This is a genomic window from Streptomyces sp. NBC_00258 (assembly GCF_036182465.1).
Classification (GTDB): domain Bacteria; phylum Actinomycetota; class Actinomycetes; order Streptomycetales; family Streptomycetaceae; genus Streptomyces.
Map to the genome: position 1 here is coordinate 11524653 of NZ_CP108081.1, position 24770 is coordinate 11549422.

Here is a 24770-nt window from a genome sequence, read left to right on the forward strand (position 1 = left end):
GGCGCTGAACGTCAGTTGGGAGCGTTGTGCGGTCTGATCACGTGATGCCAAGGGTGGTCAGGGGGCGGCTGGCGTTGCGCACGTGGTGGCGGAGGCCGGCGGCGATACTCCGGTGCCCTGCCAGGAGGAGGGCACCGATGGCGAGGTTGCGCAGGCTGGCCATGGCCCGAGGGGCGATGCCGGTGCGCACACGGGAGGCGTCCTCGGTCCAGGCGGTGTCACGTACGTGGTGGAGCTGGTTCTCGATGGCCCAGTGCCGGCGGATGCGGAGCGCGATGTCGGCAGCGTCTGCTTGGTCGGCCGCGAGGTCGGTGACAGCGAATACGCGCTCGAGGGTGACCGCGCCGGCAGCGATGGTGCGCCGGCGGCGCACGATCTGCACCGCTTGTGCGGCGTGCGGGAAGTCAAGGTCGGCCACGGTGGCGGTTTTGACCCGTCTGATCTCGTCGCGGCCGTGCGCGGTGGCGCGGGTCTTGCCCGGCAGGGGCAGGTCCCGCCAGGGCAGGCGTTTCAGGCGCTGGAGTGGTCACCCGGCAGATATCCCGGCACCTGAACACACCACCGATCCGACGATGCGGGCCTGCCCGGAGACGATCTACCGGGCCCTGTTTGCCGACTCGCTCGGCCGCCGCACGGGCAAGCGGGTTCGAATCAGAGCGTTTTCCTCTGACTGCCTCCGATCACCTCTGCAACTCGTCCTAGCAGGTCACAGCCGTTTCGACCTGTCAACTCACCGCTCGACTGCGCGCCCCGAAAGGCGCCTGAACAGGAATCTTCCCTGTTCAGGCGCCCTTCTCGTATGTCTAGAAGAAGCCCAGCTTCCTCGCCGAATACGACACCAGAAGGTTGCTGGTCTGCTGGCGGTACGGGCGTCACGTGTCGCTGACCTGCGTAAGACGTGGCCAGGCATGGCTCGTTGAAGCGGCCGGCCCGGGAATGGTCCGGATCTTGTCCTCGGTGAGACGGGACTGGTCATCTGCCGACGCCGCATCCCTCTGCTCGTGGACTGCTCCTGGCGGATGTGTTGGCCCGTCCAGTGCTACGGCGAGGTGGGCAGGTCCGGGGAGCGGAGTACGAGCAGGGTGATCTCGCTGGGGGCGAAGATGCGGAACGGCGGGCCCCAGAAGCCGGTGCCGCGGCTGGTGTAGAGGAGGGTGCGGGTGCCGTGGTGGCTGAGTCCGGCGAGAGCGGGCTGGTCGATGCGGACCAGGTGGTGGAAGGGCCAGATCTGGCCGCCGTGGGTGTGGCCGGAGAGCTGGAGGTCGATGCCTGCGTCTGCCGCCCGGTCGACGAACTTGGGCTGGTGTGCCAGGAGCAGGACGGGTAGGTCGGGGTCGGCGCCGTTCAAGGCTCCGGCGAGGTGGGCGCGGTGGCCTGCCAGGCCGGAGGACTCGGCGGTGACGTCGTCCACGCCGGCGACCACGAGGGAGTCGCCTCCGCGTTCGAGCAGCAGATGGCGGTTGCGCAGTGGCTCCCAGCCCAGTTCGTCCATCAGGTCGACCCAGCCCTGGGCTTCGCTGTAGTACTCGTGGTTGCCGGTGACGTAAACACGGGCATGGGTGGCCCGCACGGTGGCGAGTGGGGTGGCCTGGGCGCGGCGGCGTTCGGCCGTGCCGTCAGCGATGTCGCCGGTGTGGCAGACCAGGTCGGCTTCCAGCGTGTTCACCGTCTCGCATACCCGTGCCGACCAGCGGGCGCGATCGAGCGGCCCGTAGTGGGTGTCGGTGATGAGGACGACGCGGGTGCCGTCCAACCCGGCACCCAGCCGGGGGAGTTGTACGTCGAGTCGGCGCACGCGTGGCACGCGGCGGGCTTCGGCGTACCCCCAGGCGAGCAGTACTGCGGTGACGCCGAGGACGGCCCACGTGACGATGCGGGCCCGGTCCTGACTCTCGCCGACGCCGGCCACGGTCAGGGCGAGCCGCAGGAGGACGCCGAGCAGAACGGACCAGGTGAACAGAACCCAGCTGGCGCCCAGCAGGGTGTCACCGACTATCGCCGCCCGGTCCTGCTGGCGTCGGCCGTGGCCGCGCCCCATTGCGACCGGCATACCGACGAGGCCGAGGGCGAACAGGGCGGTACCGACCAGCGTGACGGGCAGCGGCCAGTGCTGACCGGCGTACAGGAGCACCCAGCAGGGCACGGCCCACAACAGGACGGGGGCGATCAGGGGGATATAGCGCATCACTCGGTGCAGCCGGCTCTGCCGCGGAGCTTGCACCTCGCTGTCGGCGGGCCGGGTGTCGCTGGTGTCGGTCACGCTTCCCCTCTCTGACCGTGCTGCCGTCTCGCGCACTGTATCCGGTCGCCCGGGGCTGGCCGGACGGGCGTTCAGGAGGGAGCGGCCCGGTAGGGCGAAGGGTCACTGAACCACCGCGCGGTATATGGGCCGGTCCGAGGGCGCCATGTGCGTCGCCGCCAACCGCGGCCACCGCCGCGTGTGCGAGCGCATCGCCGCCCACGACCCGAACGGTGCAGCCGAGGCGATGTTCACCCACATCACCGCAGCCTGGCTCGTCCGCCGCAGTGCACCAAGCGGCCCGGTGCGCTTGGACTGTTGGTAGGCGCCACAGGCGGCGGCACCGCGTTATGGGATGGCCCTCGGGCTGTGGAGCGTTGCCCTGCCCCGCGCTCCGTCGCCGTATGAGAGCTGACGTTGTCGCGTGACCCGGGCGGGCTCGGCCTTGCGCCGAGCCCGCCACGTCGGCTCCCTCCGGGAGCCGGACCTCGTGTCACGCCGTCAGCGCTGCAGTGTCAGCAGACCCGGACGGTAGGGCAGGAGGCCGTAGTCGCCACCGGAGTTGGGGCTGCGTCCCTGGTAGAGCAACTGCAGATTGCAGGGATCGACGGTCATGGTCTGATCGGCGCTGGTGCGGAGCAGTTCGCCATGGCTGACGTCGTTGGTCCAAGTGGCGCCACTGTTGGCCTTGCCGGCGAAGGGATTGCTCTCGGTCGCGGCCTGGGGTGTCCATGAGCCGTTCAGACTGGTGGCCGTGAACGAGCGGAAGTAGCGGCCCTGTGAGCCGATCGCCTCGACGATCATGAGGTAGCGGTTCTGGCCCTGCAGCTTGTAGACCTGCGGGGCTTCGAACAGGTTGTTCGTCGTGTCGCTCATGATCGTTGTGTAGGTCGAGCCGAAACTGCCCGGGAAGTTCCCGATCGGCATGCTGGCCCGGTAGATCTTGCCGTTGTCTCCGGCGAAGAACAGGTACATGTTCGACCCGTCGGCGATGAGTGTCTGGTCGATGGGGCCTGTACCGGAGCCGGTGATGCTCCCGGAGAAGAGCACCTGCGGTGAGGACCAGCCGTTGGGGTTGGTCGGGTCGCTCGACGTCCGGTAGGAGAACGCGGTACTACCCCACTGGTAGGCGAGCACCCAGATGTTCTTCGGCGCGAAGTAGAAGAGCGTGGGCGCGACGGTGGAAGCCGACATCGTGTTCTGGCTGGCCGAGGCCATCTCCGACCAGTTGGTGAACAGGCCGAAGTTCATCGAACCCCAACTCGTCCCCGTGTCGTGCGTCGTCGCGTAGACGAGTTGCCTGCCGTTGTAGGGGGCGACGGTGAAGTCCTTGAGCGAGACCCATCCCTGCTTGGGCTGCGCCAGCGCGCCCGTTGATGTCCAGCGATATGTCGACGGAAGATCGCACAGGCCGGGATCGTTGCCGCCGACCTTGACGAGCTGCCACTGCTGGTTGGTGCCGCCCCAGTCGTCGTACTGGACGATGTTCGCGTTGTCGGCGGTGGCAGCGCCCTGTACTTCGAGGGCCTTGTTGCTGTGGCGCGAGATGAGCCTCACGTAGCCGTCCGAGCTGTCGGCCAGACGCCACTGCTGGTTGGTGCCGTTCAGGTCGGCCCACTGGACGATCGAGCCGCCGTTCGCGGTGGACTGGTTGTGGACGTCCAGCACCTTGCCCGAGTGGCGGGACTTGATGCGGTAGTAGCCGCCCCCGGAATCGACGAACTGCCACTGCTGCTGGTTCTGATCGTTCCTGGCCCACTGGGTGATGCGGGCGCCGTCGTTGGTCGCCATGTTGTAGACGTCCAGGGCTTTGCCGCTGTTGCGGTTGACCAGCACATACGAGGCGTTGGGGTCTACGGTCGCCGCGTTGGCGGGCTGGGCACCGAGGAAAGTAGCCACGAGCAGCAAGGGCGAGAGGATTGCCAGTAAGCGTCTTGGACGGACCGGGGACGGGCGGCGAAACCACATCAGAAGGCCTCCTTGGGGCGGGGAGAGGTGATGCCGATGAACCGCGGAGCGGCCGTGCTGGGGGCACAGATAGTATCGAAACTTTCGAAGACCTCTCCGAACCTTTGACGCCACAAGCTAGGAATGTGGGGCCCTCTGGTCAAGGTCTGTCGCCGATCTGTCCACAAACAGTTCCTCCCGGCACTCCGGAAGTTCGCGATAAGGCTCGCCAATCCAAGGATCTGTGCGGGGGAGGGGAGTTGAGTAGGCGGTGTCCGGTGCTCGCCGTAATCGGTGTCTGGTGCTCGCCAAGGTTCCGAAAGATTCGGGCGACATGCAGAAACTTTCTCTGCAGTGAGTATTGACGATTCACCGTCAATCCCTCAATCATCCCCTCACTGAGTGACCGAGCGCAGTTCGATATCCCGAACTACGTCGCCCTGAGTGGCTGTGCTGGACGTCAGATCCACGCAAGCCGCACCGCAGATCCGCGCACCGAAGCACCTTCGCCACCCCGTTTCGTTCCGGTGAGGTTCGCACCAGCGCATCCTGGCTTCGCGCAGTTGGAGAGGTACGCGACGCCGCGTGGCGGTCCCCCCGGCTGAGTCGCGATGGAGTACCCCCATGCCTGTGTCGCAACACCGCCACCGCCCGCCGTACGTCACCCGACCGCCGACCGCCGACCGCCGACCGCCGACCGGCTGTCGTCTCGTGCCGGCTGAGATCGTCCCGGTCCCATGACCCCGGTGTCCGGTGATTCCGTGCTGCCCGGGTTCCGGCCCGCCCCGTCCGTCTGCCGAGTGGGAGCGGACGACGCACTTCCCTGCGCTTCAGTCCTTCCGTGATTTCCACCTTGGAGGTACAGCCATGGGCTCGTTTGCCCTTCCCAGACCCGTTATCCCCCGGAAGATCCGCGGACTGCTGCTGGCGCTGGTAGTCGGCGTCCTCGCTGCGGTCACCACACTGGTCGCGCCGCCGACCGCGCACGCCGCCGAGAGCACGCTCGGCGCCGCGGCGGCGCAGAGCGGCCGGTACTTCGGCACCGCCATCGCCTCGGGCAGGCTGGGCGACTCGGCGTACACGACGATCGCGGGCCGTGAGTTCAACTCGGTGACGGCCGAGAACGAGATGAAGATCGACGCCACCGAACCGCAGCGGGGCCAGTTCAACTTCACCGCCGGTGACCGCGTCTACAACTGGGCCGTGCAGAACGGCAAGCAGGTGCGTGGCCACACCCTGGCCTGGCACTCCCAGCAGCCCGGCTGGATGCAGAGCCTCAGCGGCAGCACGCTGCGCCAGGCGATGATCGGCCACATCAACGGCGTGATGGCCCACTACAAGGGCAAGATCGCCCAGTGGGACGTCGTGAACGAGGCCTTCGACGACGGCAGTTCGGGAGCCCGGCGCGACTCCAACCTGCAACGCACCGGCAACGACTGGATCGAGGTCGCCTTCCGTACCGCGCGCGCAGCCGACCCGGCCGCCAAGCTCTGCTACAACGACTACAACGTCGAGAACTGGACCTGGGCCAAGACCCAGGCCATGTACGCCATGGTCCGGGACTTCAAGCAGCGCGGCGTGCCGATCGACTGCGTCGGCTTCCAGTCGCACTTCAACAGCGGCAGCCCCTACAACAGCAACTTCCGCACCACTCTGCAGAACTTCGCCGCCCTCGGCGTCGACGTGGCCATCACCGAACTCGACATCCAGGGCGCCTCGGCCACGACCTACGCCAACGTGACCAACGACTGCCTGGCCGTCCCGCGTTGCCTCGGCATCACCGTCTGGGGTGTGCGCGACAGCGACTCCTGGCGACCGGAGCACACGCCGCTGCTGTTCAACGGCGACGGCAGCAAGAAGCCCGCCTACACCGCGGTCCTCAACGCACTCAACGGCGGCTCCTCCACGCCCCCTTCGGACTCCGGAACGATCAAGGGCGTCGGTTCAGGGCGCTGCCTGGACGTGCCCGGCACCAGTACCACCGACGGCACCCAGCTCCAACTGTGGGACTGCCACAACGGCACCAACCAGCAGTGGACGTACACGACCGCCGGCGAACTCAAGGTCTACGGCAACAAGTGCCTGGACGCCGCCGGCACCGGCAACGGCACCAAGGTCCAGATCTACAGCTGCTGGGGCGGCGACAACCAGAAATGGCGCCTCAACTCCGACGGATCCATCGCCGGCGTCCAGTCCGGCCTCTGCCTCGACGCCGTCGCAGGCGGCACCGCCAACGGCACCCTGATCCAGCTCTCCTCCTGCGCGAACGGCAGCAACCAACGCTGGACCCGCACCTGATGGGACCTGTCACAGACGAAGGGGTGAATCGATGAAGACCTACGGTGCGGCTTCCCCCGCCGCTCCGCGCAGACACCGCTGGTGGTCCCGGGTCGCCGCCGTGGTGGCGGCGACCCTCGCGATCGGCATGCTCACTGCGGTAAATCCGGCGCCCGCCGAGGCGGCGACGGTGGACACCAATGCCTGGTATGTCCTGGTCAATCGCAACAGCGGCAAGGCGTTGGACGTCTCTGGCACGTCCAGCGCTGACGGCGCGCGGGTCAGCCAGTGGGCGCGCAACGACGCAGCCAACCAGCAATGGCAGTTCGTGGACTCCGGCGGCGGCTTCTACCGCCTCAAGGCCCGGCATTCGGGCAAGGTTCTCGACGTGGCCGGCGCCTCGACCGCAGACGGTGCCGCGATCCAGCAGTGGGCCGACCACAACGGGGCCAACCAGCAGTTCCGCCTGGCCGACTCGGACGCGGGCCACGTCCGGCTGATCAACCGCACCAGCAGCAAGGCGGTGGAGGTGCAGGGCGCCTCCACCGCCGACGGCGGCAACGTCGTCCAGTACTCCGACTGGGCCGGCGCCAACCAGCAGTGGCAGATGGTCAAGCTGTCGTCCGGCGGCGGCGGTGGCGGAGGATGCGGCAGCGCCCCGACTCTGGCGAGCGGTACGCACACGATTCAGAGCGGCGGCAAAAGCCGCAGCTTCATCCTCAGGGTTCCCGCCAACTACGACAACAGCCACCCCTACCGGCTGATCTTCGCGTTCCACTGGCGGGGCGGAACCGCCGGCGACGTCGCCTCGGGCGGCACGAGCGGGAACGCCTGGTCCTACTACGGCCAACAGGAACAGTCGAACAACGGCGCCATCCTCGTCGCCCCACAGGGCCTCGGCAACGGCTGGGCCAATTCGGGCGATGAGGACATCACCTTCGTCGACGACATGATCCGGCGAATCGAGGGCGGCCTCTGTGTCAACCCGGCACAGCGCTTCGCCACGGGATTCAGCTGGGGCGGCGGCATGAGCTACGCACTCGCCTGCAGCCGGGCGAACGTCTTCAGGGCCGTCGCTGTCATCTCCGGCGCTCAGATCAGCGGGTGCAGCGGAGGCACCCAGCCCATCGCCTACTTCGGAATCCACGGCATCAGCGACAACGTGCTCAACATCGGGCAAGGACGGTCCCTGCGCGACAAGTTCGTCGCCAACAACGGCTGCACTGCCCAAAGCCCGCGTGAGCCCGCCCCGGGCAGCCGAACGCACATCACCACCACCTACTCGGGCTGCCGTGCCGGATACCCGGTCCAATGGGCCGCGTTCGACGGAGGCCACATACCCGGTCCGGTCGACGGCTCCTCCGGCGAAAGCGGCGTCACCACCTGGACCAAAGCAGAGATCTGGAGGTTCTTCGCACAGTTCCAGTGACACGCCCGCACCACGGGTGGAGCCAGGATCATCCTGGCTCCACTCCGTCGACGTCCAACCCAGGTTGAAGGACGGAGAGGCCTTTTCAGAAGTGCTGAGTAAGCCCGGGGCGCGGTGCCGGGATCACTCCCGGTCCGTTTCCCCGGACTTCTCGCCGAACCCGCCGTGCGCCTCTCAACGCAACGGGCTCTCCACGGAGACACCCATCAGGCTCGAATCTCAGTCCATGGGCTGGGGATGCGGGCTCCTCGCCAGCGGTATCGGGTGACGACCACCGCTGCCATGTCGATGAGCTCGGTCCCCTCCGCCGAGATCGGCCGCCACACCCCACTGGGGGTGACGAACCGTCGGCGGATGTCCTTCCACGTCCAGTGGTGCCGGACCCTCAGCATCCGCATCACTCGCCACCAGATGAAATCGGCGAGTGCGCTGAACTGGTTCTTGGCCACGGCATGCCGGAAGTAGGCGGACCAGCCCCGCACGATCTGGTTGATCCTGATCAGCAGGGACTTGAGATCTTGTTGCGACTGCCTGCGGGTCAGGGCTCGGATCTTCGCCTTCAGCTGCCGGATAGGGCGCTTGGCGATGAACGTGTAGACGTGCCACTGATCCGTCCCCTTCTTGCGGCGCCACTGGATGTGGAACCCCAGGAAGTCGATTCCGTCCTCCAGGTGCGTGACCTGGGTCTTTTCCTGTGACAGGCGAAGACCCAGCGGCTTGAGCAACTGACTGACGTCCTCGCGCACCGCCAGTATGTCTTCGCGGCTGCCGTTGACGAGCACGACGAAGTCGTCCGCGTAGCGGACGACTCGCCAGTTCGGCAGCTGCTTGCGACGGCGGCGGCTTTGGCGCTGCCATGCGGTGGACATCGCCCCACCCGGCTTCCATGGCTCCATCAGGTGCTCGTCGAGCACCGACAGGGCGATGTTGGCCAGCAGCGGGGAGAGGATTCCACCCTGCGGGGTCCCGGTCATGGTTTCCTTGTTCTCGCCGAGCTCCGTCAGAATTCCGGCTTTCAGGAACGCCTTGACCAGGGCCAGAACGCGTTTGTCCTTCACCCGGGCGCGCACGCGGTCCATCAGGGCCACGTGATCGATCCGGTCGAAGCATGCCTCGATGTCCGCGTCCAGCACCCAGCGGTAGCCGTTGGTGCCGAAGTGGTGGATCTCGGCGATCGCGTCCTGGGCCCGCCGGCCGGGCCGGAAACCGTAGGAGACCGGCGTGAAGTCGGCCTCGAAGACGGGCTCCAGCACCAGCTTCAGCGCGGCCTGCACGACCCGGTCCGCGACCGTCGGAATGCCGAGGCTGCGGACTTTCCCCGCCCCGCCCGGTTTCGGGATCTTGCGTTCCCGCACTGGAAGAGGTCGGAACGAGCCGTCCTTGAGAGCGGCCCGCAGGTCGTGCAGGAACCCGGGCGCCCCGATCCGCTCTTCGACCTCGATGACCGTCAGGCCGTCGACGCCGGGAGTGCGGGCACCCTGGTTTCCGGCGACCCGGGCGAACGCCATGGTCAGCGTCGCCGGGTCGTGCACGAGGTTGAACAGGTCATCGAACCGACGGCCCGGATCTGCCGTCGCCCAATGGTGCAGCTTGGTCTGCATCTCCAGTACCCGAGCCCGAGGGCTCAGATCCCCGCTGTTCAGCGAGGTGTCTTCTGGCATTGCAGTCCCTCCTTCCATGTTCTCCGCTGCCGCCCTTCCCCAAGTGACCGGCTTTCCCGGCCTCGGAGTACTACGGCGGCTCCGCCCCGCCCGATCCGTTCGGCTGTCGGTGCGCCTATCCGCAGTCCTCATCAGGGAGATGAGGAGCACGGAGCTGTGACCGGACGGTTCCCGTGTTCACTGTGGTTCGTTTGTCGAAGTAGGAGCCCGACTGTGTCCCAGCGGCCTCGCCATGAGTACGCCGCAGGCTTTCCTCGTGGCCTCCCACGCCCGCTCTTGAATACGGTCGTGGAAGTTCTCGCCGACCCTTCGGACGACGTGATGCACCGCGCCCGGCCCAGATCCACCAGGTTCGAGCCGGTGTCGGGGTTGAAGGACGTAGTTACGCCGGTTCCTCGCGTACTCCTCTTCGTCTCGCTCGCCGGACCCGCACCATCTGGCAGTACTGGTACATCCCGGCTTTGTCAGGGCCGCTCCCGCCTCCCCCGGCACCACCCGGATCAGGCTGCCCTCAGCTACTCTGACCTGCTGCGACAGGCCAGAGGTGATGGTCTTTCACCTCCACTCGAACCACAGCGCCTCACGGCGCAACCAAGATCTCCGACAAGGTCAGGCTGAGGCGGAGTCCCGGTCCGGCCAAACCCGCCGCGAGAAGGAAAAATAGGGCCACGGTAGCAAGCAGTGGGCAACGATAGTGTGCACCCTCGTACGGTCCAAAGGCGCAGGAAGTTGGGGTATGCACCGCTCGCCCAACCAGGGCCAGGATTTGCTGAAGTTCCGGACGACGGATGTGGACGAGGCTCGGCAGGTCATCCAAGAACGCTTCTACGCCAACTTCATCGACGTGCCCGACGGCAGCGCTGAGTTCATGGCCCGGTACGACATCGTCGCACTCGGTCCGCTCACAATCGGACGTCTCGCATTCGGCGCGGAGGTGCGCATCAAGTTCGGGGAACTGGGCTCCTACCACGTGGACATCCCCCTGGGCGGCCACTTGGCCTGGCGTCAGGGAACGCACACCAATGCGGTGGCGACCACCGCGAACGCCGCCGTCTTCCAGCCGCACGGCTACACGGCCCTGGATCGAGTGAGCACCGACTGTTCCATGCTGGCCGTGAAGATCGATCCCAAGGCCCTCAACGATCAACTCGAACGCCTTCTCGGCCGACCGCTGCGCACCCCCGTCGCCCTCATGCCCGAACTCGACGTCGCGCACGGCGCGGGCCTCAGCTGGGTACGGATGATCCGCGCGGTGTTCGAGGATATGCAGGCCGGCGGGCTGCTCACCCGGCCGATGGTCGCCCGCCCGCTCCAGGAGGCACTGCTGACCGGGCTCCTCCTCGCCACCGGCCACCGCTACCGAGACGAGCTCGACCGACCAAACGCCGCCCTGCGCCCGGGCCCCGTCAAGCGTGCTGTCGAGGCCATGCACAGCATGCCGCAACACCCGTTCACGGTAGGGGAGTTGGCTGTGCTCGCCGGGGTGAGCGTGCGGCGACTCCAGGAAGCCTTCCAGCAGTACGTCGGCATGACCCCGCTGGCCTACCTCACCGACGTCCGCCTCACCCGCGCCCACGACGAGCTGCGCCGTGGCACACCGGGCGAAGTGAACGTGAGCGACGTCGCCCATCGTTGGAGCTTCGACCACCTGGGCCGCTTCGCGTCCCGCTACCGAGCGCGCTTCGGCGAGTTGCCTTCGCAGACACTGCGTTCGGGGTGACCACGGCCCACGCCATCGCCCCGCGCTGTGCGGACAACAGCCGCGCTCAGTGGATCGTGCGCGGCTGTTGCCACGCCCTAGATTGCTGGTGTTCGCGCGTCCGCTTCTTCGGTTCGCCGCGCGGACACCGGCCGGCCCATCTCCACCCCTTCGGGCTGGTCACCGCCCGTCGGCACCCCCCCAGTAGCCGCGGGCGGGTCGGCAGCGCACATGCGGCCTGAACCCCGCCACGGTGTACTGCCTGACACCGGAGAAGGCCCGGGCCGGAGTCGGCGCCGGCCCGGACCTTGACCGTACCGAAGGCACACCGACGAGGCAGAACCCCGTGTCCGGTCCTTGGACGGTCCCGGGTTCGCAGTCGCCACAAAGAAGCTACTCAGGTTGAACTCGTGGAGTCCGGCGATCTGATCGCGTCATCGTCCATGGCCCGTGGAACCGCCAAGCCAAGCACGGCTTCTTCCACGGCCCGCCGCGCCTTCGTCTGCAGGCGCAGCCCAGCGGAGGAAGAGACAGCAGCGCCAAGCCGTGTTCGTGACTCAGATTCACAACGAGCCTCCGCCCGTGCGAGTGCAGCGGAAGGTTGGTGAGGGCCACGACGATCTCCCAATTCTCGGCACTTCCGCGGTGCATGATCCGATCTCATCGGCGGCCCCGCGATCACGAATGCCCACAGGCACCGCCGAGATAACGTCGACGCCGCGTGACACGCTGACCCCCGCCATCACAAGCAGGTGTTCGTCGGCTCCCTGCGTGGTGACCGGCTCGGCGGGCGCCTCGTACGGGCGAGGGCGGCGGGCGCGACGTACGGGCGAGCAGGGGCCATTCCGCTTGCTTGGAGTGCACTGCAGAGCCATAGCGTTGAGACAGCTGAACCGAACACCCGACGCGTCGACGCATCATCCCGCACGGCCAACGAGAAAGACGGCAAGTGGTAGACAACCAATTCACAACGCATGCAGAACTTTTCGATCTGCGTGGAAAGCGCGCGCTCGTCACCGGTGGCACCAGAGGCATCGGGATGATGATCGCGCGTGGCCTTCTCCAGGCGGGCGTCCGCGTGGTCATCAGCTCACGCAACGCTGAAGCGTGCGCTCAGGCGCAAAAACAGCTGTCCAAATTCGGTGAGGTGCGGGCCATCCCCGCCGACCTGTCCCGCCATGACGAGTGTCGGCGACTGTCCGACCTCGTCACCGCCGACTCGGAGCGTCTCGATATCCTCGTCAACAACGCGGGCGCCATGTGGGACGAGCCGCTGGCGACGTTCCCGGACGCGGCTTGGGACACGGTCGTCGACCTCAACCTGAAGTCGCCGTTCTGGCTGGTCCAGGCGCTGCTGCCCGCACTTCGCAAGGCGGGCACCGCCGACGATCCCGCGCGGATCATCAACATCGGCAGCATCGCCGCCATCCACATCCCCCAGCGGCCCAACTACTCGTACTCCAGCAGCAAGGCCGCGCTGCATCAACTCACCAGAGTGCTCGCCAGGGAACTAGGACCGCAGCACGTCACCGTGAACGCCGTGGCGCCGGGACCGTTCCCGTCCACGATGATGGCTGCAACGCTCGATGAGTTCGGCGAGGCGATCGCGGCGTCGGCCCCACTACGCCGGATCGGCCGCGACGACGACATGGCGGGTGTCGCCGTGTTCCTCGCCAGCCGGGCTGGCGCATACCTGACGGGCGCCGTGATCCCCGTCGACGGCGGCATCGCCACAACCGCGTAGGCCACCCAGGGTCTGTTGCGAGAGTTGATCTTGATCGTTGAGGGTCATGTCCTGTGGGGCGTGGGGATCTGACGAACGGCCAGTGGGCCCGACTCGAGCCGCTGTTGCCGCGAGGCATCAAGTCGGGCCGTCCGCCGGTATGAACGCGGCGGCAGCTGGTAGACGGCATACGGTGGCGGACCCGGACGGGTGCTCCCTGGCGTGACGTGCCGGACCGCTACGGGCCGTGGACCGGGTCTATGACCTGTTCCGGCGCTGGCAGCGCGATGGCACCTGGGCCCGGATCGTCACTCAGGTGCAGGCCGAGGCGGATGCCAAGGGCCTGATCACCTGGGACGTGAACGTCGACTCCACGGTCTGCCGGGCCCACCAGCATGCGGCTGGGGCGGCGAAGGGGGATCTCCAGAAGGAACCGCCCGGCGGGACCACCGTCGAGCCGGCCGACCACGGGCTCGGACGCTCCCGGGGCGGCCTGACCAGCAAGATCCACCTCGCCGTCGAGCAGGGTCAGAAGCCGCTATCGGTGGTGATCACCGCCGGACAGCGGGGTGATTCGCCTCAGTTCGAGCCGGTCCTGGAAGCGATCTGGGTGCCCCGGCTCGCTGCGGGCGCTCGCTCTGTGGCAGACCGTCGATGGCCAGGTCGTAGGAGTGTTCGACCGCATCGTTGATCAGCTGCTTCGTGATGCCCCTCCCGGGCCCCAGCGAGATCCAGTGCCTCTTGTCGAGATAGCGGCCCGGGGTGATCGAGGCGTAGCCGCGCTCCAGTGCCCGAGCGTGCTCGGGCTCGCACTTGACCGTGATGATCTGTTCCTCCGGGTCGTCGGTGACGATCAGGAACACCTTGCCCGCGACCTTGTACACGTCGAGTCCGGGAGTGAAGGGGCGGCCGTGGCTGACGTCGGGGAGGGCGAGGGCGGCCTTGCGGGCGGTGTCCTGGAGGCGGTCACCGGCCGTGCTCACCGGGGCGCCCGCGTGCTGGTGCCGTAGGTGTGCGGGTCGACGGGCTGCTCGGCCTTGGGCAGGTGGGAGACGACGAGCAGGTAGGAGTCGGTGACGAGTTCCCTGACGAGCTTCTTGTCGACGCCTGTCCCGCCCTCCACTGTGATCCAGTGCTTCTTGTTCATGTGGTAGCCGGGGGTGATGTGGCTGTTGTGTTCCCGGAGGGCCTTGGCCTCGCTGGGGTCCGCCTTGAGGATCACGACGGGGCGCCCGGGGACCTCGGTCATCAGCATGAACACCTTGCCTCGTACCTTGAAGACCTCCCAGTCCGGGCCGAAGGGATGCTCCAGCTGGGCTCCGGGAAGTTCCTCCGCGCACTCGGCGGCGAACGTCTGCAGGGTCGATCCGTTCATGAGCACTTCCTTCCTTGGGGGGTGGCGGGCAGCGTGTCGGCCAAGGGCGCGGACGGTGCACCCCATCCTTTCCAGCGACGTGGGCGAGACGGGCGGTAAACTGCGGACACGTGATGGTCGGCAAGCGACATCCCAGGCGGTCTCCGCGCGTCGGACGCAGCGGGCAGGCCGAGCAGGCCACGGTTCCGCTGTACGGTTTCCAGCCCCCGGTCGGCACTCCGTACGGCCTTGAGGTCAGCACCGTCGAGGACTTCTTCGCCGAGCACGACGACTGGCCGTGGAATCCGCCCCGTCCTGGCCGTGCCACCTTCCACTACCTGATCCTCGTCACCGAGGGTGAGCTGCTCCACGACATCGACCACGTCACGCGGACCGTCGCCTGCGGCCAGTGGCTGTGGGTACGTCCCGGGCACGCGCAGTGCTGGCATCCGCCGGGCGCCGCCCGCGGCCTGTTCATCCTGTTCGAGCCGGACGTGCTGACGTCCGACGCCGCCCGCCTGCTGGCCCCGCTCACCGCGCACGAGGCCCCTGCCGTTCTCAGCCCGCACCCCGATGACGTGGCCTGGCTGCGGCAGACGGCGCTCCAGCTCCTGGACGAGCACCGTGCACTGGGGCGGCGCCGGCTCGATGTCCACCACGCCCTGCGGCGCAGCCTGCTCGAATCGCTGCTGCTGCGCCTTGCCAGTTCCCCGGACGTCACCTCCGACGGCGCGTTGGCGGGCGGCACGGGACGCAGGGATACGTACGCACGGTTCGTGGACGCCCTGGAGCTGCACTTCCGAGAACTGCACCGGGCTGCGGACTATGCCGGGCTGCTCGGCTGTTCGGTTCGCACCCTCAGCCGCGCGGCCAGAGACGTTACCGGCAAGGGGGTGCGTGAGGTCATCGACGAGCGGCGGCTGCTCGAAGCCCGGCGCCTGCTGAGAGGTGGCAGTTGGGACGCCCGGGCTGTGGCCGTCCATCTCGGGTTCACCGATCCCGCGAACTTCGGCCGCTTTTTCCGCGGCCACACCGGTCTCACCCCGGCCGCCTTCACGGCCCGCGAAACCAGGATCGGCATGTGAGGCGGGCGCGGCACAAGCTGGCATCCCCATGGCAGCCTCGGCCTTGATCGCGTCCGGAACGGGGACGGGCCGGGGCCGACCGCCTCCTTCGTTCGCGCTCACTGGCCGGGGGCGCGTCACCTTGAGCCCCGGTCAGGACGCGATCGCGCCTGTCGCGGTCTGGGCGAACGCCCAGTTGGAGTGCACTATGCGCCACTCGCCGTCGATCAGCCGGTACGCCTCGGTGGCGTTCCAGGCGCGAAGTTGCCGCTCGTTGCCGTTGTCGTCGAGCACGTAGGTGTCCAGGTTGTAGGCCAGGAGGGCGAAGTCACCGCCGTCGCTGACGTGCACGATGGGGTTGAGGTACTCGTTGCGCACGATGTGGGGGTTGGAGTAGATCGCCTCGATGTGGGCGACGGTCGCGTCACGGCCGACGACCAGGTCCTTTTCGATCGGGTCGAAGTAGCTGATCTCCTCGGCATAGTTGTCGAGGTAGCCGCGGTTGTCGCCGAGGCTCCACCGCTCGTTGAAGGACTTCTCCAGTTCCAGGATGGTCTTGCTGATTTCTTCCTTGTTGACGCCCATGACAGTTCCTTTCGTGCATGCCGGCTCCGACCGGCGCGGATGGGTGGGTTTCTCAGTCGTCGAGCAGCACGACGTGCTTGCCCGGCGTCGTGCCGGCCTCGACGTCGGCCTGGGCCTCGCGAACCTGCTCCAGGCCGTGGTGGACCTTCGCGACCGGGGCCTTGAGCCGTCCGGCGGCGATGGCTTGCAGGTGCTGCTGGAACACTTGCGGGGGCAGGTCGGTGGCCCCGCCCGCATAGCTGGTCAGCTGTACCCCCATGGGGATCATGAATGGGGTGAAGTCGCGGATCCTCCACTGGCCCGCCAGGGCTCCGGTGAAGCAGACGGTGCCGTGGCGGCGGACGGTGCGGAAGGTGTCGGCGAGGACCGAGCAGCCCACCAGTTCCAGTACGGCGTCGACGCCGTTCGGCATCAGCTCGCGCACCTGGTCGGCGATGGTGCCGTTGTCGACCAGTGGATGGTCGACACCCATGGCCCGCAGTTTTTCGGCCCGGTCCGGGCTGCGGGTGGTGGACAACACGGTGGCTCCGAGGTCCTTCGCGATCGTGGCCGCGCTCAGCCCGACCGTGGAGGTGCCGCCGCGGATCAGCAGCGTCTGCCCCGCCTGCAGACCGAGGCCCGTGGCGAGGGAGCCGTAGGCGGTCTGGAACATCTCCGGCAGCGCGCCGGCCACTTCCCACGGGAGGCCGGTCTCGAACGGGATGACCTGGCTCGCGGGGACGGTCACATACTGCGCGTACGAGCCGTCGAAGGACCGGCCCATGCCGCCCATCATGGTCGCCACCTGCTGCCCCGGGCGCAGCCCGCTGTCCTCGTCGGCCTGATCGACCACACCGACGCCCTCGATGCCGGGGATCCGCGGGTAGGTGACCTCCGGGTCCGACTCACCTTTTCGGGTGGTGACCTCGGACTCGTTGACGCCGAACGCCTTCACCTTGATGCGCACCCATCCGGGCTGTGGCTCGGGCATCGGCACCGTGGTGACCTGAAGGGCATCCAGGCCGCCAGGCTCAGTGACGACGACCGCTCGCATCGTTGCAGAGGGCGCGCCTGCGGACGCTGCACGCTTGTCCATGACAGTTCCTTACCTATCGAGTACGACCCGCAGGGTCGCCATGCTGTGGCCCGCAGCGAGGTGGTCGCCCCTGCACCTCTCGATCTTCTGTCGGCATCTGGCGAATCGCTCAGTCAGTTGCGGACATCTGATCGTCAATGGGGGACACCCGGTGAAGCCCCGCCATCGCAGGGCTTCGGCCCCCTCATCCCGGCTGGGGAAGCCCTGAGCGCGCGCCCCGTCACCCGTTCGGCTCGGCCGGAACGGTTATGGAGTAGTTCGACCACGAGGGACAGGCCCGAGGCATCCTGGTCATGCCGCCGGGCGACGAGGCATGGGATGCGCGCCGGTCACCGGTGCCGCGCCGTGCCCAGCTCGTCGGTGTACCGGGCGAGGGCGTCCTCTGCCGTGGGGGCTGGGCCGAACAGCTGCTGCTGGCGGCGGGGGTCGGCGACGTAGCGGCCGGTGTCGAACCAGCCGAACATCGCGGCCATGTCCTTGACCACCGGGTTGAAGCGGCCGACGACGGCTCCTGCGGCGCGGACGACGACGGAGGGGACGGCCCACACCTTGATCTTCTCTCCGGCCTGGCTGCCCATCAGGTCGGCCACCTCGCGCATGCTGACCGGACGGTCCCAGCCGATGTCGATGCGCTCCCCGGCCTCGGTCTCGGCGTCGACGGCGGCCGCCAGGTACGCCGCGAGATCGGAGGTGTGGACGAAGGTCAGCGGGACGGTGGCCTTGGCCATCCAGATCAGGCGGCGCTTGTCGATCGGGTTGCCCGCCATGGTCGCGACCTGGTCGAGGAACGCCCCCGGGCGCAGTGCGACGAACGGGACGCCGAGTTGTTCGAGCTTGTCCTCGGCGATCTTCTTGTGCCAGAAGTGCGGGACCTGGGGTGTCTGGTCGCTGGTGAGGATGCTTGTCAGGACGAACCGCCGGATGCCGGTGCGATGGGCGGCCTCGGCGAGGTTGGCGTTGCCGACGGTGTCGATGTCCTGGGCGTTCTTGCCGCCGCGGGTGTAGCCGGCGGCGGTGGTGATGACGGCGTCGGCGCCGTGCATGGCGGTGACGAGTGAGTCGAGGTCGAGCATGTCGCCGCGGGCGATCTCGACACCCCGGCTCTCGAGCCGGCTCGCGTCGGTGGTCGGCCGGACCAGGGCGCGGACGTTCTTGCCGCGCTTGAGCAGTTCGTCGACGACCTTGCCGCCGAGGGAGCCGGTCGCGCCGACGACGAGGACGGGGAGGGCGGTGGTCATGAGGGTCTCACTTTCCATCAGGTCAGGAGTGGGGGGACGGGGTGGCGGGGCAGGGGTGGCGCGTACGTGGTGCCGTCGGCCCGGGGCGCTCAGGGGCGGGCCTGTGGTGGGCGGAATCTGCGGCGCGGGTCACCGTCGGCCTGCAGGAGCTTGTGGGGGTCGACGGTGAACGGGACGTGGGTGATGCGGCCGTCCTCGATGTTCAGCCTGGCCGGCGACGGGGAAGGGCTCGACATTCCCGTGGGAGGGGTGTTGCCCTCATCGGGCTTTTCCGACAGTGGCGAATCCTGGCTCCGTTCAGCACGGGCCTTCGTGCAGCTGAGTGCGTTGCAGCACTGGCCACTTCGCGGGAACAGCCGGAAGCGACTTTGCACTCCAGGCCGGAACCGGGGTGCGAACGGAGGGGAGTTACTCGGACTCTTCCCGGGGAACAACGTGGCTGTTTATCGCGTCGGCTATGGAGTGGGCGGTGCGGACGAAGGACTCCGCCTGCTGCGCCGAGAGGTCCCGTGCGGAGGTCTCTTCCAGGGCTTGCCACATGGCCGCGATGGGCTCGCGCATGGCACGGCCCTTGTCGGTGAGGTGGACGACCATGACGCGCCGGTCGTGTTGGGCCGGCTCGCGGATGAGCAGGCCTGCGTCCTGCATGCGGCGTAGGGACTTGGAGACGGTGGAGTGGTCCAGGCCGACGCTTTCGAGCAGCTCGGACTGGGTCTGGCCGTCCCGGTCCAGGAGTTGCATCAGCAGCAGTTCCTGTCCGAGATGCAGGTCCATCTCACGGAGCATGGCGGCGGCGGAGACGCGGTGGGCGCGCGCGAGCTGGAAGATCGCGTAGCTCATCGGTCCTGTGCAGGCAGTCGTGGGGATGTGAGGTTCGGGGGTGGGCATGGGTCGGTTCCTCAGACGGTGTGGATGGGGTGGTCGGTGTAGCCGGCCGTTCCGCCGCCGTAGAAGGACGCCGGGTCGGGGGTGTTCACCGGCGCGCCGGCGCGGAGCCGCTCGGCGAGGTCCGGGTTGGCGGTCAGGACGAGCCTGCCCGCACGTGCCCGGCGTCGCTGACGAGCTTGCCGGCTCTGGGCGCTTGCGACTCAAGCCGCTCACAGGGTTGGGGAGTCAGCCGAAGAATTTTTCCAGTTCGGCTACCAGGACCTCCGGCTGCTCCTCCGCGACGAAGTGACCGCTGTCCTCGATGCCGCTGTAGCGGATGTCGTTGGCCTTGCCTTCCATCATTGGCCGCATGAAGTCGGCGCCCTGATTGGTGATGGCCAAGGCGGGCATCTCCAGCGGGGGATATGAGTCGTTATCGGCAACATCCTGGTGGAAGGTGTGGAATACGCCGAAGCCCGCGGTCAGTGCCTCGGGCGTGTCGTAGGCCTGGGCGTAGATGGCCCGGCTCTCCTCGCTGATCCGTTCCGGGGGGCGAGGTGTTCGGCCGACCAGTCGATCACGTGCCGAAACGGCCCCGCGAGAAGCTTGGGCCACGACCAGGAGGCGTCCGCTCGGGGCCCGAGTATCTGCCCGGTCCTTGCCGAACGAGGCGAGCAACACGGCAGCGGCTTGGGCGTCTTCCGGTATGTGGTCGAGCGGACGATCGCCTGGCTGCACGGCTTCCGCCGACTGCGGATCCGCTGGGAACGACGCGACGACATCCATGAAGCCTTCCCGGCCTCGTCACCTGCCCCGTCACCCATCGACACGTCCCACGCCCAGCTCCGTGCGATGTCTTTGTCAGGACCTCTTGAGCCAGCGCTGCAGCGCCTCGGGCACGTTCGCCGGATGCGAGCTGAAGCTCAACCGGATGTCGGGCTCGAGGTCGATGAGCACGTTGACGATCCGTTCGAACAGGACGGTGTACTCCGGGACGTTCTTGATGCCGCCGCCGATGAGCACCACCCCGAACGCGTGCCCGTCGAACAGTCGGCGCAGCTCGGCTTCAGCCTCGTCGGGATCCAGGCTGACATAGCCCTCCTTTCAGTTCTGCGGGGGAAGTTCAAGAGAAAGTGTGGCTGGCCACATGGATAACGTAGCAGCAATCGTGTGGCTAGCCAAGTATTCGCGGATGCGGATGCGGATGCGGATGCGGATGCGGATGCGGAGGTGGCCACCTCGGCGTGCTTCGGGGTGCGCCGGCCGCTTGCGTGGCCGACCACGTAAACGTGCGCGGCGACCGCCAGGGTGCCCGTACCGCAGATCACCCAGAAACCTGTCATCACCGGCCAAGAACAAGGGCCAGCGCCCCTCGGTCGCCGCTCGACTCACTCGCCGAGGCCGCAGGCACGCGAGTGGAGTGCGCAGTTCATACCGACAGACAGTCTGATCCGCTGCCCAAGTACCGGCACCGCAGGACTGTCGGGCCATGCTCCGCTACCACAACGTCCCAAGTCGGAGTGCCCAAGCGCCTCACATTCCCATTCGAGGGCGCGAAACAGTGAGCGCAGGGCGGTGGCCCGGGACTTGGCGGCTTCTCCCTGTACCGGTTCGGGGGCCGTCCTCCTCCGGCGGCGGGGCGTCGGCTCCGAGGTGGGGGAGCAGGACGCGCGCAGGGTGCGGATGCTCCCGTTCATGCGGCCGGCGTCCCAGCCGCGGCCCTTGATGTGTCCCGTGGTCGCCCGCCACTCGCCACGGGCGGCTTCCGTCCGTGAGGGCGATCACGAGCAGGCCATGGTACGTACTGGCCCTGGTTGCTTCCCCCCTCCTGGAGGAGGCGGAGGAGGTCACAAGCCGAGTTCGGGCATTGTGTACCTGTGGACGTCGCGGGTGCGCAGACCGTCCGGGGTGCCGGACAGGAACCAGAATCCGCCGTAGCGACCGTCGGGTCCGCTGAAGGGCTCGAAGGTCAGGATGTCGTCGTGGCCGTCACGGTCAGCATCAAGGACACGCAGGTCCTCGGCGAAGCGGTCACGTCTGCCGATGTCGGATTCGAAGACGTCACCGGAGATGCCCTCGGTATCTTTGTCGATGATCTGCAGGCCGGTCATCGTGACGGCAGAGCCCCTGCTGGTCAGGCGCGCCAGCTGGAGGTGGCCCTGCTGGTCGGGCGAGCCGTACTCGACGGTGGAGACGGTGTTGCGGTCGGACGCCGAGGTGACATGGCCGGTCAGCACATGGGTGCCGATGGTGGGGGATCCGATGTCCATTTTCAGCCGGGCGGTGTCGGGGCGGAAACCGTCCGGCCCGCCGCGCACATACTCGCGCTCGTGTCCAGCGCTCCGGCCGGGCGGAAGGAGGTCGGGATAGCCGTCACCGTCAAAGTCGATGCCCGCGTGGACCTCGCTGCCGATGTCGCCGACCATCTCACTCAAGCGCCGGCTCACATCGCCGTCTTCTTCCAGCCCTTGGCCCGGTGTGCCACGGAAGTAGCGCACGGAACGCCTGGAGGCCCTCTCGTCCTCGGCTTCGTCGTCGTAGTCGTGGTGGACGAGGAGGTCCGTACGGCCGTCCCGGTCGAAGTCCGCGGCCGTGGAGAGCACCCCACCGGACAGACGGCGGGCGGCTTTCGGCTTGCCGTCGGCGTCGAACGGCCCCATGAGGAGTCTTTCGCCACCGTACAGATCCGCATGACCGTCACCGTCGAAGTCCGCGGCCTCCAAGGCCGTGAAGGGATGCTTGGGATCGTCGCCGGGAACATGCACCCTGACGGGTGTGGTGGACAGGCCATCCTTGCCGCCGTGGAAGACGACCGTACGGCTGCCCTGCTCCTGGTTGTCCTGGGTGTTGGGGACCGGCACCAGCTGGTGCAGAATCAGGTCGGAGAAGCCGTCGCTGTTCAGGTCCGCGGTCAGGTCGGAGCGGAACCCTTCTTCGAGGAAACCGTTTGCTCTGCGGCCGCTGCCCGCGATCAGAGGCTTGTCCGTGGGACGCAGACCGCCGGGACCACCGCGAAAGACAACGACAGGCCCATAGTCCCAGTCCAGGTCGGCAGCGGCGCTGCCGGTCACCACCACTGCGGCATCCTCGTAGCCGTCCCCGTCGAAGTCCGGAGCGCTGGAGGGACGAGCCTTGCCCTTGCCCTTTGTCGCCGAGCGATCCTCCTGCGAGGACCCGTCGCAGCCGCCCGCCGACGCCAACAGGATCAGTGCGGCGGCCAGGGCCGCGGTCCGGTGAGTTCGTCCATGCCGCATCGCCGCAGACTAGCCCCAAGGCCGTGTAGCGAGAGGGCAGATCCCGCAGCCGCACCTGGACCCTGCCGGTGGCCTTCAATGTCTCGTCGACCATCTCGAAGGGCACGAGTTGGGTGAGTTCACCGATGTGGCCCGGCGTGAACCGGCCCCCAGCCACCGTGACGACACGTGTGATGGTGAACTGTTCGGACAGCGGAGCCTCCGGTCTTTGTGAACGGCGTGTCATGGTCGACTGCCAGTTCTACCGGGGCTCCGCTCCTCATATCCGGCGCAACCACAGCTCACGGCCCTCTGGGCAACCCCACCTGGCCCATAACCTCACGGACTTGGGGCTGGTCCGGGGCCAGGCCTTCATCCTTCCTTCGCTGCGCGGTTCCAGGCGGCGTCGCGCAGCAGGCGCAGGCCGTTGAGTCCGACGATGACGGTGGAGCCTTCGTGTCCCGCGACGCCGAGCGGCAGCGGGAGCGTGGCGATCAGGTCCCAGGCCACCAAGACGGTGATGAAGATCCCGGCGATGACCAGGTTCTGCACGACGAGACGGCGGGCCTGGCGGGAGAGGGCCACGACGGCGGGGATGGCGGCGAGTTCGTCGCGGACGACGACGGCGTCGGCGGTCTGCAGTGCCAGATCGGAGCCGGCCCTGCCCATCGCGATGCCGGTGTGCGCGGCGGCCAGCGCGGGTGCGTCGTTGACGCCGTCGCCGACCACCAGCACGCAAAGGCCCTCGTCCTCCCAGTGCTTGACCGCCGACACCTTGTCCTGCGGAAGCAACCCGGCGCGGACATCGGTAATGCCGACCTCGGCGGCAAGATGGCGTGCCGCGCGTTCGTTGTCACCGGTCAGCAGAACCGGTGCCTGACCGGTGAGTTCGGTGAGCGCGGCCACTGTCGCCTTCGCGTCGGAGCGGAGGCGGTCGGCGATGCCCAGGACCCCGACCGGCGTGCCGTCGCGCCGGACGAGGACCGCGGTGCGGCCTTCGTCTTCGAGCGCCTGTACCGCGCTACTGATGTCCTGGCCGCCGGCAGCGACGAGGCGGGACGGGGAGCCGACCTGGATGGTGCGGCCGCCGACGGTTGCGGTGACACCCGCACCGGGGGAGGAGGTGAAGCCGGTTGCCTCGGCGAGGATGAGACCGCGTTCGCGGGCGGCCTGGACGACGGCGCGGGCGAGGGGATGCTCGCTGGGGTGCTCGGCCGCCGCCGCCAGCGCCAGCAGCCCGTCCTCCTGCAGACCGGAACCGGGCTCGGGACGGATGTCGGTGACACGTGGCGTGCCCTGGGTCAGGGTGCCGGTCTTGTCCAGCGCCACGATGTCGACCTGACCCAGGCGTTCCATCACGACAGCGGACTTCGCCAGGACACCATGGCGGCCCGCGTTGGCGATGGCGGACAACAGCGGCGGCATCGTGGACAGCACCACCGCGCACGGCGAGGCGACGATCATGAAGGTCATCGCCCGCAGCAGGGCGGGCTGGAGCGCGGAGCCGAAGGCGAGCGGGACCGCGAAGACGGCCAGCGTGGCGATGACCATGCCGATCGAGTACCGCTGCTCGACCTTCTCGATGAACAACTGGGTGGGGGCCTTGGTCTCGGACGCTTCCTCGACCATCTTCACGATCCGGGCGATCACCGAGTCTGCCGGGTCGCGCTCGACCCGCACCCGCAGAGCACCGGCGCCGTTGATGGTGCCGGCGAACACCTCGTCCCCGGCCTGCTTGGCCACCGGCAACGGCTCGCCCGTGATGGTCGCCTGGTCGACATCACCGGCCCCGTCCAGGACCTGGCCGTCGGCGCCGACCCGCTCGCCGGGCCGCACCAGGATCGTGTCGCCCACCGCGAGGGAGTCGGCTGGGACTCTCTCCTCCTCACCACCGGGCAGGAGCCGGGTTGCGGTGGTCGGCGCCAGGTCCAGCAGGCCGCGTACCGAGTCGGCGGTCCGCGCCGTCGCGACCGCCTCCAAGGCTCCTGAGGTGGCGAAGATGACGATCAGCAGCGCGCCGTCGAGGACCTGGCCGATGGCGGCGGCGCCGATCGCGGCCACCACCATCAGCAGATCCACGTCCAACGTCTTGTTCCTGAGTGCCTTCAGGCCCTCCCGCCCTGGCTCCCACCCGCCCGTGATGTAGACGGCGGCATACAGAGGGGCCCACAGCCATGCCGGGGCCCCGAGAAGATCCAGCGGGAGGGCGATCAGGAACAGCACCAGCGCGGCCAGCGCCCACCGGGACTCCGGCAGCGCCAGCACTCGCGTACGCCGCTTCGGGGGCGCCGGACGCGGCCCGGCAGCGGTCGGCGCGGGCCGCTGATCCAGGACAGAAGACATGACAAAACAACCCTTCACGGACGGACGGGGTGACGC

The 24770-nt window shown here is 68.0% G+C and carries 21 protein-coding genes and 5 pseudogenes; 8 read left to right on the plus strand and 18 right to left on the minus strand.

Annotation, left to right across the window (positions count from 1 at the left end; genetic code table 11):
- Positions 1–37: 37 nt before the first annotated feature.
- From OG718_RS51110 to OG718_RS51120, 3 genes are all read right to left on the minus strand, one after another.
- On the minus strand, positions 38–418 hold the full coding sequence (locus tag OG718_RS51110) for a hypothetical protein (RefSeq protein WP_328847501.1): 381 nt from the start codon (positions 416–418) through the stop codon (positions 38–40).
- 621 nt (positions 419–1039) lie between these two features.
- Positions 1040–2260, minus strand: coding sequence for a metallophosphoesterase (locus OG718_RS51115; RefSeq protein WP_328847502.1), 1221 nt, complete (start codon positions 2258–2260; stop codon positions 1040–1042).
- Positions 2261–2740: 480 nt separating this feature from the next.
- Complete coding sequence (locus OG718_RS51120) at positions 2741–4207, minus strand: non-reducing end alpha-L-arabinofuranosidase family hydrolase (protein ID WP_143643740.1); 1467 nt, start codon at positions 4205–4207, stop codon at positions 2741–2743.
- A gap of 846 nt (positions 4208–5053) precedes the next feature.
- Here OG718_RS51120 and OG718_RS51125 point away from each other — a divergent pair.
- Together OG718_RS51125 and OG718_RS51130 are read left to right on the plus strand one after the other, a co-directional pair.
- On the plus strand, positions 5054–6484 hold the full coding sequence (locus OG718_RS51125) for an endo-1,4-beta-xylanase (RefSeq protein WP_328847503.1): 1431 nt from the start codon (positions 5054–5056) through the stop codon (positions 6482–6484).
- A gap of 31 nt (positions 6485–6515) precedes the next feature.
- Complete coding sequence (locus OG718_RS51130) at positions 6516–7892, plus strand: RICIN domain-containing protein (protein ID WP_443055305.1); 1377 nt, start codon at positions 6516–6518, stop codon at positions 7890–7892.
- 206 nt (positions 7893–8098) lie between these two features.
- On the opposite strand, the gene ltrA is transcribed toward OG718_RS51130, so the two are convergent.
- Positions 8099–9553: a group II intron reverse transcriptase/maturase gene (gene ltrA / locus OG718_RS51135; RefSeq protein ID WP_328847504.1), complete on the minus strand. Its 1455-nt coding sequence runs from the start codon at positions 9551–9553 to the stop codon at positions 8099–8101.
- A gap of 736 nt (positions 9554–10289) precedes the next feature.
- Between ltrA and OG718_RS51140 the strand changes: the two genes are divergently transcribed.
- Positions 10290–11273, plus strand: a complete 984-nt coding sequence (locus OG718_RS51140) for an AraC family transcriptional regulator (protein ID WP_143643738.1) — start codon at positions 10290–10292, stop codon at positions 11271–11273.
- Positions 11274–11697: 424 nt separating this feature from the next.
- Here the strand turns inward: OG718_RS51140 and OG718_RS51145 are convergent.
- Positions 11698–11909, minus strand: a pseudogene (locus OG718_RS51145) (hypothetical protein); the annotation flags it as partial.
- A gap of 292 nt (positions 11910–12201) precedes the next feature.
- On the opposite strand from OG718_RS51145, the gene OG718_RS51150 reads away from it, so the two are divergent.
- From OG718_RS51150 to OG718_RS51160, 3 genes and pseudogenes are all read left to right on the plus strand, one after another.
- Positions 12202–12996, plus strand: coding sequence for an SDR family oxidoreductase (locus tag OG718_RS51150; protein ID WP_328847505.1), 795 nt, complete (start codon positions 12202–12204; stop codon positions 12994–12996).
- A 167-nt stretch (positions 12997–13163) separates the two neighbouring features.
- Complete coding sequence (locus OG718_RS51155; protein WP_328847984.1) at positions 13164–13322, plus strand: hypothetical protein; 159 nt, start codon at positions 13164–13166, stop codon at positions 13320–13322.
- Positions 13323–13333: 11 nt separating this feature from the next.
- Positions 13334–13522, plus strand: a pseudogene (locus OG718_RS51160) (IS5 family transposase); the annotation flags it as partial.
- A gap of 4 nt (positions 13523–13526) precedes the next feature.
- Here the strand turns inward: OG718_RS51160 and OG718_RS51165 are convergent.
- Together OG718_RS51165 and OG718_RS51170 are read right to left on the minus strand one after the other, a co-directional pair.
- Entirely contained in the window at positions 13527–13958 is a 432-nt protein-coding gene (locus OG718_RS51165; protein WP_143643736.1) for an MmcQ/YjbR family DNA-binding protein, read from the minus strand.
- A complete protein-coding gene (locus OG718_RS51170; RefSeq protein WP_328847506.1) occupies positions 13955–14350 on the minus strand; it encodes an MmcQ/YjbR family DNA-binding protein in 396 nt (131 codons plus the stop codon). The genes OG718_RS51165 and OG718_RS51170 overlap by 4 nt, the downstream gene beginning before the upstream one ends.
- Before the next feature lie 110 nt (positions 14351–14460).
- On the opposite strand from OG718_RS51170, the gene OG718_RS51175 reads away from it, so the two are divergent.
- The gene (locus OG718_RS51175) at positions 14461–15414 is read left to right on the plus strand and encodes a helix-turn-helix domain-containing protein (RefSeq protein ID WP_328847507.1); all 954 of its coding nucleotides are present in this window, start codon (positions 14461–14463) and stop codon (positions 15412–15414) included.
- Positions 15415–15546: 132 nt separating this feature from the next.
- On the opposite strand, the gene OG718_RS51180 is transcribed toward OG718_RS51175, so the two are convergent.
- From OG718_RS51180 to OG718_RS51210, 7 genes and pseudogenes are all read right to left on the minus strand, one after another.
- Positions 15547–15978, minus strand: a complete 432-nt coding sequence (locus OG718_RS51180) for a YybH family protein (RefSeq protein ID WP_143643734.1) — start codon at positions 15976–15978, stop codon at positions 15547–15549.
- Between the two features lie 52 nt (positions 15979–16030).
- The gene (locus tag OG718_RS51185) at positions 16031–17011 is read right to left on the minus strand and encodes an alcohol dehydrogenase catalytic domain-containing protein (RefSeq protein WP_328847985.1); all 981 of its coding nucleotides are present in this window, start codon (positions 17009–17011) and stop codon (positions 16031–16033) included.
- 371 nt (positions 17012–17382) lie between these two features.
- Entirely contained in the window at positions 17383–18291 is a 909-nt protein-coding gene (locus OG718_RS51190; protein WP_328847508.1) for an SDR family oxidoreductase, read from the minus strand.
- Positions 18292–18380: 89 nt separating this feature from the next.
- Positions 18381–18527 carry a hypothetical protein gene (locus OG718_RS51195; protein ID WP_186001511.1) on the minus strand — a complete coding sequence of 49 codons (147 nt, stop codon included), beginning with the start codon at positions 18525–18527 and terminating at the stop codon, positions 18381–18383.
- A gap of 172 nt (positions 18528–18699) precedes the next feature.
- Entirely contained in the window at positions 18700–19179 is a 480-nt protein-coding gene (locus OG718_RS51200; protein WP_328847509.1) for a MarR family winged helix-turn-helix transcriptional regulator, read from the minus strand.
- Positions 19180–19190: 11 nt separating this feature from the next.
- Positions 19191–19328, minus strand: a pseudogene (locus OG718_RS51205) (alkene reductase); the annotation flags it as partial.
- 76 nt (positions 19329–19404) lie between these two features.
- Positions 19405–19773, minus strand: coding sequence for an alpha/beta fold hydrolase (locus OG718_RS51210; RefSeq protein WP_328847510.1), 369 nt, complete (start codon positions 19771–19773; stop codon positions 19405–19407).
- Between the two features lie 30 nt (positions 19774–19803).
- Between OG718_RS51210 and OG718_RS51215 the strand changes: the two are divergent.
- Positions 19804–19953: pseudogene (locus OG718_RS51215) on the plus strand (IS5/IS1182 family transposase); the annotation flags it as partial.
- 66 nt (positions 19954–20019) lie between these two features.
- Here OG718_RS51215 and OG718_RS51220 read toward each other — a convergent pair.
- The 4 genes and pseudogenes from OG718_RS51220 to OG718_RS51235 form a co-directional block, all read right to left on the minus strand.
- Complete coding sequence (locus OG718_RS51220) at positions 20020–20184, minus strand: hypothetical protein (RefSeq protein ID WP_328848016.1); 165 nt, start codon at positions 20182–20184, stop codon at positions 20020–20022.
- A gap of 821 nt (positions 20185–21005) precedes the next feature.
- Entirely contained in the window at positions 21006–22412 is a 1407-nt protein-coding gene (locus OG718_RS51225) for an FG-GAP repeat domain-containing protein (protein ID WP_328847511.1), read from the minus strand.
- 34 nt (positions 22413–22446) lie between these two features.
- Positions 22447–22638 (minus strand): annotated as a pseudogene (locus OG718_RS51230) (transposase domain-containing protein); the annotation flags it as partial.
- A gap of 125 nt (positions 22639–22763) precedes the next feature.
- Complete coding sequence (locus OG718_RS51235; protein ID WP_328847512.1) at positions 22764–24734, minus strand: heavy metal translocating P-type ATPase; 1971 nt, start codon at positions 24732–24734, stop codon at positions 22764–22766.
- Between the last annotated feature and the right edge of the window lie 36 nt (positions 24735–24770).

What these genes read in the sequence shown, in the direction of transcription:
- OG718_RS51120 (WP_143643740.1), bottom strand. Translation starts at nt 4,207, where the DNA reads ATGTGGTTTCGCCGCCCGTCCCCGGTCCGTCCAAGACGCTTACTGGCA.
- OG718_RS51125 (WP_328847503.1), top strand. Translation starts at nt 5,054, where the DNA reads ATGGGCTCGTTTGCCCTTCCCAGACCCGTTATCCCCCGGAAGATCCGC.
- OG718_RS51130 (WP_443055305.1), top strand. Translation starts at nt 6,516, where the DNA reads ATGAAGACCTACGGTGCGGCTTCCCCCGCCGCTCCGCGCAGACACCGC.
- ltrA (WP_328847504.1), bottom strand. Translation starts at nt 9,553, where the DNA reads ATGCCAGAAGACACCTCGCTGAACAGCGGGGATCTGAGCCCTCGGGCT.
- OG718_RS51140 (WP_143643738.1), top strand. Translation starts at nt 10,290, where the DNA reads ATGCACCGCTCGCCCAACCAGGGCCAGGATTTGCTGAAGTTCCGGACG.
- OG718_RS51170 (WP_328847506.1), bottom strand. Translation starts at nt 14,350, where the DNA reads ATGAACGGATCGACCCTGCAGACGTTCGCCGCCGAGTGCGCGGAGGAA.
- OG718_RS51180 (WP_143643734.1), bottom strand. Translation starts at nt 15,978, where the DNA reads ATGGGCGTCAACAAGGAAGAAATCAGCAAGACCATCCTGGAACTGGAG.
- OG718_RS51185 (WP_328847985.1), bottom strand. Translation starts at nt 17,011, where the DNA reads ATGCGAGCGGTCGTCGTCACTGAGCCTGGCGGCCTGGATGCCCTTCAG.
- OG718_RS51190 (WP_328847508.1), bottom strand. Translation starts at nt 18,291, where the DNA reads ATGACCACCGCCCTCCCCGTCCTCGTCGTCGGCGCGACCGGCTCCCTC.
- OG718_RS51195 (WP_186001511.1), bottom strand. Translation starts at nt 18,527, where the DNA reads ATGTCGAGCCCTTCCCCGTCGCCGGCCAGGCTGAACATCGAGGACGGC.
- OG718_RS51200 (WP_328847509.1), bottom strand. Translation starts at nt 19,179, where the DNA reads ATGCCCACCCCCGAACCTCACATCCCCACGACTGCCTGCACAGGACCG.
- OG718_RS51225 (WP_328847511.1), bottom strand. Translation starts at nt 22,412, where the DNA reads ATGCGGCATGGACGAACTCACCGGACCGCGGCCCTGGCCGCCGCACTG.
- OG718_RS51235 (WP_328847512.1), bottom strand. Translation starts at nt 24,734, where the DNA reads ATGTCTTCTGTCCTGGATCAGCGGCCCGCGCCGACCGCTGCCGGGCCG.